The 11,173-nt window shown below is 72.1% G+C and carries 10 protein-coding genes; 7 read left to right on the plus strand and 3 right to left on the minus strand.

The genetic code is table 11. The features are described from left to right. From MK177_10000 to MK177_10025, 6 genes are all read left to right on the plus strand, one after another. Window positions 1–1,499: hypothetical protein (locus MK177_10000; GenBank protein MCH2427646.1), on the plus strand; the 1,499-nt coding region annotated here is incomplete at its 5' end. Between the two features lie 61 nt (window positions 1,500–1,560). Next, window positions 1,561–2,643 carry a glucose-1-phosphate thymidylyltransferase gene (locus tag MK177_10005; GenBank protein MCH2427647.1) on the plus strand — a complete coding sequence of 361 codons (1,083 nt, stop codon included), beginning with the start codon at window positions 1,561–1,563 and terminating at the stop codon, window positions 2,641–2,643. Continuing rightward, window positions 2,636–3,193 (plus strand): dTDP-4-dehydrorhamnose 3,5-epimerase, encoded by a 558-nt coding sequence (locus tag MK177_10010; protein MCH2427648.1) that lies wholly within the window; start codon window positions 2,636–2,638, stop codon window positions 3,191–3,193. The genes MK177_10005 and MK177_10010 overlap by 8 nt, the downstream gene beginning before the upstream one ends. A gap of 1 nt (window position 3,194) precedes the next feature. Next, on the plus strand, window positions 3,195–4,154 hold the full coding sequence (gene rfbB, locus MK177_10015; protein MCH2427649.1) for a dTDP-glucose 4,6-dehydratase: 960 nt from the start codon (window positions 3,195–3,197) through the stop codon (window positions 4,152–4,154). Further along, the gene (locus MK177_10020; GenBank protein MCH2427650.1) at window positions 4,151–4,993 is read left to right on the plus strand and encodes an NAD(P)-dependent oxidoreductase; all 843 of its coding nucleotides are present in this window, start codon (window positions 4,151–4,153) and stop codon (window positions 4,991–4,993) included. Before rfbB ends, MK177_10020 begins: the two co-directional genes overlap by 4 nt. Before the next feature lie 2 nt (window positions 4,994–4,995). Next, window positions 4,996–6,993, plus strand: coding sequence for a DUF6077 domain-containing protein (locus MK177_10025; GenBank protein ID MCH2427651.1), 1,998 nt, complete (start codon window positions 4,996–4,998; stop codon window positions 6,991–6,993). Between the two features lie 40 nt (window positions 6,994–7,033). Here the strand turns inward: MK177_10025 and MK177_10030 are convergent, their stop codons facing one another. From MK177_10030 to MK177_10040, 3 genes are read right to left on the minus strand one after another with little or no spacing between them, the layout of a single operon-like run. Further along, a complete protein-coding gene (locus MK177_10030; protein MCH2427652.1) occupies window positions 7,034–8,782 on the minus strand; it encodes a methyltransferase domain-containing protein in 1,749 nt (582 codons plus the stop codon). Continuing rightward, the gene (locus MK177_10035) at window positions 8,779–9,999 is read right to left on the minus strand and encodes an ABC transporter ATP-binding protein (GenBank protein MCH2427653.1); all 1,221 of its coding nucleotides are present in this window, start codon (window positions 9,997–9,999) and stop codon (window positions 8,779–8,781) included. Before MK177_10035 ends, MK177_10030 begins: the two co-directional genes overlap by 4 nt. 2 nt (window positions 10,000–10,001) lie before the next feature. Then, the gene (locus MK177_10040) at window positions 10,002–10,847 is read right to left on the minus strand and encodes an ABC transporter permease (protein MCH2427654.1); all 846 of its coding nucleotides are present in this window, start codon (window positions 10,845–10,847) and stop codon (window positions 10,002–10,004) included. Between the two features lie 96 nt (window positions 10,848–10,943). Between MK177_10040 and MK177_10045 the strand changes: the two genes are divergently transcribed. Then, the coding region (locus MK177_10045; GenBank protein ID MCH2427655.1) for a hypothetical protein at window positions 10,944–11,173 on the plus strand (230 nt) is incomplete at its 3' end.

Consider the following 11,173-nt stretch of genomic DNA (forward strand, 5'->3'; position numbering starts at 1 on the left):
GACGCGACCAGATCCTTGACCACTACTACGGGGGGACGACCCCCATGGTGGTCCCCGACGTCGAGATCGGCATCCGCCTCCTGTTCCATGACGGCAAGCCCACCACCGTCTACCTGTCCGACGGCGTCATGCTTGTGGCCGGCCTGCAGGGCCCGTGGACCGCGGTGGACGCCAGGGTCGTGCGCCTCGTGCTGGACGGCGACGTCGACCGGTACCACGTCTACTCGGGCTCATCGTGCGGCGGTGGGTTCACAGACACCGGACTGCTGGTGAACAGCCCGGTGGCACGGATCGCACCGGCCTGGCCGACCGGGTCCACGCCGTACTCCACCGGTGGCGTGGCGTCCACGGCCGACGGGGTGGCCTACGACCTGGTCGACCAGGCGACGGCCGGCCTGGACCAGACCCTGCAACTCTGCGAGGGCGCAACCTCTGCCACCTGGTACCGGGGCGAGATACGGGCGGCCCGCTACGGGGCGCGCCAGCGGACCGTGAACTGGGTGGCGGTCGAGCAGTACCTGCGGTCGGTGGTGCCCAGCGAGATGCCGTCGGTGTGGTCCGAGATGGGCGACGGGGCAGGTCAGGAGGCCCTTGAGGCACAGGCCGTGGCAGCACGCTCGTACGCCCTGGCCGAGGTTCGCTACGAGTACGCCAAGACCTGCGACACCATCCGCTGTCAGGTCTACTCGGGGCGACGCAGCCGACGGGGTAGCAGCGGTTGGGACCACGAGACTGCAGAGACGGATGCCGCCGTGACAGCCACCACCGGCATGGTCCGGCTCAGGGACGGGATCGTGTCGCGCACCGAGTTCTCGGCCTCCACCGGTGGCCACACCGTCACGGCCGACTTCGTGGGCGTCGTGGACGCGGGCGACGACGTGTCCATCAACCCGGTCCACCGGTGGACCGACGAGGTGGATGCGGCCCGGGTGGCCGACACGTTCGGCCTGGGACCCCTCTACGAGATCGAGGTGGTCGAGCGCGACGGGTTCGGCGACGACGGCGGGCGGGCTGTGGAGGTGGAGCTGCGTGCCCGGGACGGCAACCGGTTCGTGGTGTCCGGCGACCGGTTCCGGAGGGAGTTCGGCCTGCGCTCCAGCTGGTTCGGCGTGGCCTACGGGCCACCCGACGCCGGATCAGCCTTCCCCGACCCGCAGGTGGACGAGTACCGGGTGACCACCGGCTACTCGGTCGAGGACCTGGCCTCCATCCAGGCGGCCGCAGACCACCTGCAGATGACCACGCCTGAGTTCCAGCGGGCGGCGGTCTGGGTGGTGGCGTTCCTGGTGAACCTCTCCGGGGGTGCCACCAACCCGGTCGACGCGCCGGCGGTGACGGGCTCCGAGAAGGTGACCACCGCCTACTTCGCCGCCGCCGGCGACCAGCAGGTCATGGAACAGGTGGCCGCCGGGTTCGGGCTGAACGGTGCCGAGGCCCAGGCGGTATCGGTCACCCTGCTGGTGTTCCTGGTGGGCCTGGCCAGGGCTGCCGGACGCTGAACGTGGCGCCGCGGGTCGCCGCGTCGGATCCGGCCGGAGAGCGCCCGATACCCTCGGCGGCGTGAAGGGGCTGATCCTGTCGGGGGGGAGTGGACGGCGCCTGCGCCCGCTTACCCACACCAGCGCCAAGCAGCTGGTTCCGATCGCCAACGTCCCGATCCTGCACTACGTGATTGCCGACCTGGTCGGGGTGGGCATAACCGACATCGGCATCGTGGTCGGCGACACCGGCGAAGAGGTCCGGGCGTCGGTGGGCGACGGCAGCCGCTGGGGCGCCTCGGTCACCTACATCGACCAGGAGACGCCGCTGGGCCTGGCCCACGCCGTGCTGGTGGCCGGTCCGTTCCTGGGCGACGAGCCGTTCGCCATGTACCTGGGCGACAACATGTTCGAGGACTCCCTGGACGAGGTGGTCGACGGCTTCGACGGGTCGGTGGCGGCGCGACTGCTGCTGGCCCGGGTGGACGACCCGTCGTCGTTCGGCGTGGCCGACCTGGCATCCGACGGTTCCATTGCCGCCCTGGTCGAGAAGCCGTCGGATCCGCCGTCCGACCTGGCCCTGGTCGGCGTGTACCTGTTCGGGCCCCGCATCCACGAGGCGGTGCGTGCCATCGGCCCGTCGGCCCGGGGTGAGCTGGAGATCACCGACGCCATCCAGTGGCTGCTGGATGCCGGCGAGACCGTCGAGCACCGGGTGCTGGACGGCTGGTGGATCGACACCGGCAAGAAGGACCCGTTGCTGGCCTGCAACCGCCTCGTCCTGGACCGCCTGGACGGCGACCGGGTGGTGGTCGACGACGGTGCCGAGGTGGTGGGCTCCACGCTCGTCGGCCCGGTGGTTGTGGCCGCAGGGGCCCGGATCCTGGACAGCACGGTCGGCCCGTACGTGGCGGTGGGCGAGGACTGTCGTATCCGATGCTCCACCGTGGACGACTCGGTCCTGATGGCAGGCGCCGGCGTCACCGACCTGGACCGCCTCACCGCTTCGGTGCTGGGCCGCGAGGCCGAGGTCACCGGGGCAGCGGGGGAACAGGTGGTGCTCTCCCTGCTGCTGGGTGACCACTCGGTGGTGGACGTGGCGTCCGGTGGGCCCGTTGCAGATGACATCTCGTCGGTCGGATCAGGAGGCGGGTCCGGTGGCTGAGGTACACGGGTCGGTGGTGATCGACGGCGTCGTGCTCGTCGACCCGGTGGTGCACGGCGACGAGCGGGGCCTGTTCGTCGAGACGTGGCGCCAGGAGTGGCTACCCGACGTACCGGAGATGGTCCAGGCCAACCGGGCCGACCGGACGGCTGGCACGGTCGTGGGCCTGCACTACCACCGCCACCAGGCCGACTACTGGTACGTGGTGGCCGGGCGGGCACGGGTGGTGCTCCACGACCTGCGGGTCGGCTCGCCGACCCTCGGGGCGACCCTGGAGCTGGACCTGGGTGGCGCCGGCCCGGAGCGCCACCGTGGCGTGTACATCCCACCGGGGGTGGCCCACGGGTTCGCAGCGGTCACCGACGTGACGCTCACCTACCTGGTGGACGGCTACCACGACCCGGACGACGAGCTGGGGGTGGCCTGGGACGATCCGGCCATCGGTGCCGACTGGGGGGTGGCCGAGCCGGTCCTGTCGGCCCGCGACCTCGCCAACCCGGCTTGCGCTGACCTCGCCGACGAGTTCAGGCCGTTGTTCGGGGAGCGTTGACGTGCGCCTGCTCGTGACCGGTGGTGCCGGGTTCATCGGCGCCAACTTCGTGCAGCGCGCCGTGGAGCGCGGCGACGACGTCACCGTCTACGACGCCCTGACGTATGCGGGCAACCCCGCCAACCTGGCCGGCCTGGAGGGGCGCCCCGGCTACCGCTTCGTGCACGCCGACGTCTGCGACGGTGCCACCCTGGCAGAGGCCATGGACGGCCACGATGCGGTGGTCCACTTCGCAGCCGAGAGCCACGTGGACCGGTCCATTGCCGACCCGGCGAGGTTTGTGACCACCAACTGCGAAGGGACGGCCACCGTGTGCCGCGTGGCCCTGGAGGTGGGCGTCGGCCGGGTACTGCACGCCTCCACCGACGAGGTGTACGGCTCGGTCGACGAGGGGTCGTCCAGCGAGGTCGACACGCTGGCCCCCAGCTCGCCCTATTCGGCGTCCAAGGCAGCTTCGGACCTGATCGCCCTGTCCTACCACCGGACCTACGGGCTGCCGGTGGTGGTGACCCGGTCCACCAACAACTACGGCCGGTTCCAGTATCCGGAGAAGGTCATCCCGCTGTTCGTGACCAGGTTGCTGCGGGGTGGGCGGGTCCCGCTCTACGGCGACGGCGGCAACGTCCGCGACTGGTGCCACGTGGACGACAACTGTGCCGCCATCGAACGTGTGCTGGTCGACGGCGCTGACGGCACGGTCTACAACGTGGGCGCCGGCAACGAGATCGACAACCTGGACCTCACCCGCCGCCTGCTGGGCCTCTGCGGTGCCGACGAGTCCAGCATCGAGTACGTCACCGACCGTCCGGGACACGACCGGAGGTACTCGGTGGACACGGAGCGGATCCGGGCCCTGGGATGGGCACCGGTCCACGACCTGGCCGACGGGTTGGAGGCGACCGTGGCCTGGTACCGCGACAACGCCGCCTGGTGGGAGCCGCTGCTGGGGGACCGACCGTGACCGTGCTTGTGACCGGCGCCGGCGGTCGGCTGGGTCGCGAGGTGGTCCGGGTGTTCGCCGAGGATGGACAGGTGGTCGGGTTGCCACGGGCAGCCCTGAACGTGGCCGATCAGAAGGCGGTCCATGAGGCCGTGGCGGAACTCCGCCCCCTCGTCGTAGTGAACTGTGCCGCCTGGACCGACGTGGACGGGTGCGAACAGGACCCTGAGCGGGCACGTCGGATCAATGCCGTGGCCGTCGGCTACCTGCGCGAGGCCACCGAGATGGTGGGCGCACACCTCGTACAGGTCTCGACCGACTTCGTGTTCGACGGGGAGGCCGACGTGCCCTATCCGGAGGACCACCCGACCTGCCCGCTGAGTGCCTACGGCGCCGCCAAGCTGGCCGGCGAGGTGGAGGCCGGCCCGTCGGCCACCGTGGTGCGCACCAGCTGGCTGCAGCCCGCCGACGGTCCGGGCATGGTGGAACGCGTCCTGGTCGCCCTGGCCGGTAGCAGGCCGGTGGCCATGGGTGACGAGCGGCTGGCCTGCCCCACCTTCATTGCCGACCTCGTGCCGGTGCTGGGGTATCTGGCCGACGAACGGGTTGCCGGGGTGGTGCACGCCACCAACGGCGGCCCCACTAGCTGGTTCGACTTCGCCCGTGAGGTGGCGAAGGCGGCCGGCCTGGACCCTGGCCGCGTCACCCGCGCAGGCGACCCCGGCCTGGACGGCACCCTGCCTGCCCGACGGCCGGCCTTCTCGGCCCTGGACAACTCAGTGCTCCGGGCCCTCGGCCGACCGGCGATACGCGACCACCGCGAGGCCGTCGCCGAGGCGGTGGCCCGGACGGTGGCCTGACCGTGCACGTCGACGCAGGCGACCGCATCGCCCGACGATCCGACAGGGTGCTGGACCTGGTGGTCGGCGCGCTGGCCGTCTGGACGGTGGTCTTCCACCTGGCCCGGCTTGTCGGCCTGACCCGCGACCCGGCGTTCGGCCTGTGGGTGGTGGCCACGGTCGCCCTCGCCGTCGCCCTTGCACGGTCGAAGGGTGGCTGGGCCGCTGTGGGTGGCCACGGTTCAGCGGGTCGGATCCCCAGGGTTCCGGTGGCGCTAGGCCTGACCGGTGCCGCCGTGCTGGCCCTCGTCGACGTCGACGGCCTGTGGTGGCCGCTTGCATGGCTGGGCCTTGTCGGCATCCTGGCCGTGGCGGCAGCAGCGATCAGGGCAGCGGGACCCACGCCGGCCACGACCGTGCGTGCTGCGCTGCACCGCACCTCGCGTACCGCGGCAGTGTCGGTGTTGGTGCTCGCAGGGCTGGTGGCACTGCTGGCCCTGGTGATGGTCCGGCCCGACCAGGACGACGTGTTCGTGGTGAACCGTTCGGCGTGGGTGGAGGCCAACGACGGCGCCTTCCCGGATCGGGACACCATCTTCAGCGACGACGTCCTGCCGGTGGAGCGGCCGCCGGCGCTGGCCACCTCGGTGGAGGCCCTGCTGGGGAGCACCGCGGCGGCCGGGCGGGTGTCGGCCGCCGCGCTGACGCACCTCGGGTTCGGTCCGCTGATCGCCGCCCTGGCCGTGCTGGCCACCTGGCGCCTCCTACGTGGGCTGGGAGCCCGGTCGGCGGCGGCCGCCACGTGGGCCGGGACGGTGTTCCTGGTGCTGGACGGCGCCGTGCACGGGTCGTTCGGGAACTTCTTCGCGGGGCGGTCCTGGCAGGGCAAGGCGGTATTCCTGCTGCTGGTCGTGCCCACCCTCTGGCACCACGGTGCGGCCTACGGCCGGACCGGCATGCGCCGCCACGTGGTGGCCCTGGCGGCCGGCGTGGTGGCCGGCCTGGGGCTCACCTCATCGTCGGTGCTGGTCGCTCCACCTGTTGTGCTGGCCGCCGTCGCCGCCACGGCGCTGGACGTGGGTGAGCCGCGTCGCATCGCCCGGTCGGTGGCCGCCACCGCTCCGGCGCTGCTGGCCGGCTGCTACGCCCTGGTGGCGGTGCCGCAGCGTCTCGGCGACGCGGGTGCGGTCCTCGGCTTACTGGACGTACGGCGATTCCTGGACAGCGGGACGGAGCCGATCGCCATGCTCAGGATGGTGTTCGGTGACGGGCTGGCGGCCTGGGTGGCCCTGGCCGCAGCGCTCACCGCATGGGCGGTGGTGGGCTCCCGCGGGTCCCGCATGGTGCTCCTGGCCGGGCCGGTGGTGGTGTTCGGGGCGTTGATGGCCCCCGGTGTGCTCGACGTGCTGGATGCGGCCGGCGAGGCCGACGCCGTGGCCTGGCGGACCCTGTGGGTGCTTCCGCTGCCGGCGATGGTGGGCCTGGTCGTGACCGCCGGCCGACCCGGTGTGCGTGCCGCCCCGGCAGTCTCGGCGGCCGTGGTGTTCACCATCCTCCTGGTGGTCGGCACGCCGATCACCAGCAGTGCCAACCGGGGAACCGAGCTGGTGTGGCCTCCGGTCGTGGACCTGCCGCGGCCCGAGGTGGACAGCGCCCGGACGCTCATCTACATGGCGCCGGCGGGCGGCACGGTGGCGGGACCGGAGGACGTGGACTTCGCAGTGGCCGTGCTGGGTGCTGACGTGAAGGCCGTGAACCCCCGGTCGTCGTACCTGCGGGGCCGCCACGCCGGACGCGACTTCCACGCCCTGGACCGCCTCACCCTGACGCACGCCCTCGACCACGGCTACGCCGAATGGGGGCCGGAAGCGGCTGCCCGGGCCGTCGACGTGCTGGCCCCGGACGTGGTGTGCCTCCGGAAGGGTCGGGGCGACGAGGTGGCCGACGTGCTCACGGCGGGCGGCTACGTCACGGCCGGCGTCGACGACACCTGCCGGTTCTTCATCCGAGCCGCCGGCTGACCAGGCTCCGGACGGCTGCCCGTATGGGCCGCCGTCCGGTTCAGCCCACGCGCCGGACCAGGGCGGCCAGGCGCTCCCCTCCGGGGAGGCGCTTCAGGGCGGCGAGGCGTCGGCGCAGCGGCGAGCGGTGGCCTGCACCGACCGTGCGGTCGGCCACGCTGCGACGGCCCACCGCCCGGAGTTGGGCGACGTGGGTGGCGACCTCGCCTCCGAGGGCCTCGACCCGCAGGGCGGCTTCGGCCACGTGCAGGTGGTCGATCGAGGGGTCGGCCACGTTCCCGGGAAGCAGGTCGCAGAACTTCGCGGCCAGCCTGTCCACGGTCAGCCCCGCCGGCCACGGGTGCCGGGTCCCTCCGCCGACCACGGCGGTAGCCAGCTTCCAGCAGGTCCGCACGGCGGCCAGGTCGCGGTCCACGCCGCCGGTGGCCTCCCATTCGTCGTCCACGAACCCCACCTCGTCGGGGCTGTCCACGGGGCCCACGAGGTTGTCCAGGCCGAGGTCCAGGTGGTCTCCGGGCAGCACCGTCCGGGATCCGGCCGGGAGGAACGGGTGGGCCTCGCCCTCGGTGACCTGTCGCTCGGTCGCCGAGCGGTCGGCCACGGCCCACCAGGCGGCCAGGACGGCCCGGACCCCGTCCAGGTCGCCGGCCCGGAGGCGTTCCAGGGCCACCTGCTCGAGGTTCGGGCCCGTGGTGTAGTCGTCGGCCGTGCCGCCCGGCGACCGCAGCCTCAGCCAGCCGCCCGCCGGGCCATCGGATTCGGTCCGGTGGATCGGGCGCCGGTCGATGCGGCGCACGCCGTCGTCGGTGACCCGCCGGACCCGGAGGTGCGCCCGGCGCCTGTCGCCGGTGAACCGCCAGGCGAGCGTGTCGCCGTCCGACCGCCGGTCCAGCACGGTGCCATCGGCGGCGGCCACCACCAGGAACGAGTTGGCCATCTCCGCGCCCATCCCGGCGGCCACCACCTGGCGGTGGATGGCCCGCTCGTCGCCGGTGATCCGGCCGCCCATGCGGCTGCGGTCGATCGGGGGGCCGACCAGCTGGTCGACGAGGTCGACGGCGTCGGGCTGGTCGAAGCACCGGTCTGTGAGGATGGCGGTGGGCAGCTTGTAGTCGGGGAACGGCTGGTACCAGCGCTGGGCGGCCAACCCGGCACCGGCGAGGCGGTCGGCCAGCTCGGACCGGGAGAAGGTGCGCACGGTGGCGGTCGCCTCGGTGGTGGCCACCGGCGGGTAGCCCTCGATGCCGACGAACGCCTGACCGAGGTGGTCCTCGTCGGCCTGCAGCCAGTAGGCGAGCCCGAACCTGTTCTCGATGGCCACCACGAGGGCGCCGCCGGGTCGGAGCAGGCCGGCCAGGTGGCCCAGGAACCGGTCGGGGTCGTCGCCGGCGTACTCCAGGACGCCGATGCACAGCACAACGTCGAAGCCGTCGTCGTCGACCAGGTCGGTGGCGCTGCCGTGTCGGACGTCCACGTCCAGCCCCGTGCAGCGCAGGGCCGCCGCCTCGGCCCGCAGGGCGTCGCCCTCAACGGCAACCACGGAGGCGCCCTGTTCGGCCGCCCAACGGCTGTTCACGCCGCTGCCCGCCCCCACGTCCAGGACCCGGACCCCGGGTCCGAGGCGGATGGGGTGCAGCAGGTTCGTTCGTGCCCGCCCGAAGTGGTAGCGGGTCGGCCAGTCGTCGATGTGGGCGGCCAACTCGTCCGAGCCGCTGGAGCGGTCGGTGGCGGCGCGCAGGATCCCGGCGATCCGGTCCTCGGACCCGTCCCGCCAGCGCCGGTCGCTCACCGGTCTGCCGATCGTGCCGACCAGGTGCCGCCCAGGGCCACCAGGCCGTTCTGGTGGTCGCCACCCGTCGGCTCCACCTCGAAGCGCACCAGGTGCGTGTGGCGCTCCAGGACCTTGCGCATCGAGTGGTCGTGGAGGGCGACGGAGAGCTCGTAGGTGCCGGGCTGCAGGGCCAGGGCCCCGACCGCGTAGTCGACCTGCACGAGCCCGCCGCCGTTGCCGTCGACGGCACGCGACGCCGCACCCGAGTTGATGCTGGCCACGTGCGTGCCGTCGGCCCGGTAGAGGCCGAGTGCCACGGTGACCGGCTCCCCGGCACGGACGGCGTCGTACCGCACCTGGAAGCGCACCGGTCGTCCCGAACCCACCCGGTCCATCCTGTGGCCGTTGGCGTCCAACAGGTCCACCGAGGTGACCAGGTCGTCCGGGCCCAGCCCTCCGAACTGCCGGCGGGGGGCCGACACGGGTGCCGCCCCGGCGGCGCCACCCTCGAGGAACCGGTCGATCACCTCGGGTGACGGGCCGACGGCCTGCAGGGTGCCCTGCTGGATCCACGCCGTCTGCTCGCAGAGCCAGCCGACCATGTCCAGGTCGTGGCTGACCAGGATGATGGTGCGCCCCTCCGCCTTGAGTTGGGCGAACCGGTCCAGGCAGCGCTTCTGGAAGGCGTGGTCGCCGACCGCCAGCACCTCGTCCACCAGGAGGATGTCCGGTTCGACGTGGATCGCCACAGAGAACCCGAGCCGCACGTACATGCCCGACGAGTAGTTGCGGACCGGTTCGTCGATGAACCGGTCCAGCTCGGCGAAGCCCACTATGTCGTCGAACCGGCGGCGGATCTCCCGGGACGTGAAGCCCAGGATTGCGCCGTTCAGGTAGACGTTCTCACGGCCGGTGAGCTCCGGGTGGAAGCCTGCGCCCAGCTCGAGGAGGGCCGAGAGCCGACCGTCGACTTCCGCCGTGCCCTCGTCCGGTCGGAGTATCCCGGCCAGCAACTTCAGCAGGGTGCTCTTTCCCGAGCCGTTGCCGCCGATGATCCCGAACGTGGAGCCGTGGGGGATCTCCAGGTCGAGGCCCCGCAGCGCCCAGAACTCCTCGTAGCGGGTGCGGTGCCCGGCCAGCACGGTGGCCTTCAGGGTCCAGTTCCGGTCATGCGTGAGGCGGAACTTCTTGCCCAGCCCGTCCAGGGCGACGGCGTCGGGTCCACGCGGGGCCACGCTCACACCTCCTCGGCCATGCGGGGCTCCAGGCGGTTGAACACCCGGAAGCCGATGGCCAGGACGATGCCGGTGGCCGCCACGATGGCCAGCCAGCGTTCCAGCGACGGGAACCGCAGGTCGTAGAGCACGTTTCGGTAGGCCTTGGCCCACGAGACCATCGGGTTGAGCTGGTAGAGGGTGCGGTAGCCGACGCCCAGGAACTCCCGGTCGGCGGGGACCATGTTCAGCGGGTAGAGGATCGGCGTCAGGAACATCCACGGGGCCAGGGCCACGCCCAGGAAGTGCTGCACGTCGCGGAAGTAGACGTTGGCAGCGCTGATCATCAGGGCCAGGCCGATGGTGAACAGCAGCTGCAGCAGCATGAGGGCCAGCAGCACCGGGATCCACTGGAAGGTGATGTGGCCCTGCAGTACGGCGATGAGCACCAGCAGCACGGCCATCTCGACGAGGAGCGTGAGGAACCGGGCCAGCACCGACGAGGTGGGCAGCACCCAGCGGGGGAAGTAGATCTTGGTCACCAGCGGCGCATTGGCGGTGATGGCACGGGTCGCCTCGGTGAGGCTGGTTACGTGGAACTGCCACGGCAGCAGGGTCACCAGCAGGAACACGGCGTACGAGTCCAGGCCGCTGGGGTCGCCGACCGACGGCTGGATCCGCAGGAACACCGAGAAGACGGCCGAGTAGACGACGACGGCGACCAGGGGGTTGAGCACCGACCAGGACCAGCCCAGGGCCGACCGCTTGTACTTGCTGCGCAGGTCGCGCAGCGTGAGGTTGACCAGAAGGTCGACCTGGAGGAGGGCGTGGAGGTCGCGGCGCGACCGTGGCAGCCGTGACAGGGGCACCGGCGGAGCCTACCGGCCACCCTCAGGGTGGTCGGGGGCGCCCGGCGCCCGGCGCGTCCGCGGGTGGTGGCCTTCTACGCTGGTCGGGATCCTCTGATGACCTCCATGCCCCCGCCCCCTCCGCTGGCAGCCCTGCCGGAGTCCGCCGGGCTGTACATGCGCCTCTGGCATGCCGGGTTCCGCTGGCTCTACGTGCTGGATGCCGTCGGGATCCTGACCGTTACCCTGCTGGTGACCCTGGTCCGGTTCGGAACCGACTGGCCGGAACCAGCCGCGTTGGTGGCCGGCATGGTCGCCCTCACTGCCATCCTGCAGGCCGTCTTCTA

It is taken from the genome of Acidimicrobiales bacterium (assembly GCA_022452145.1).
Classification (GTDB): Bacteria; Actinomycetota; Acidimicrobiia; order Acidimicrobiales; family MedAcidi-G1; genus UBA9410.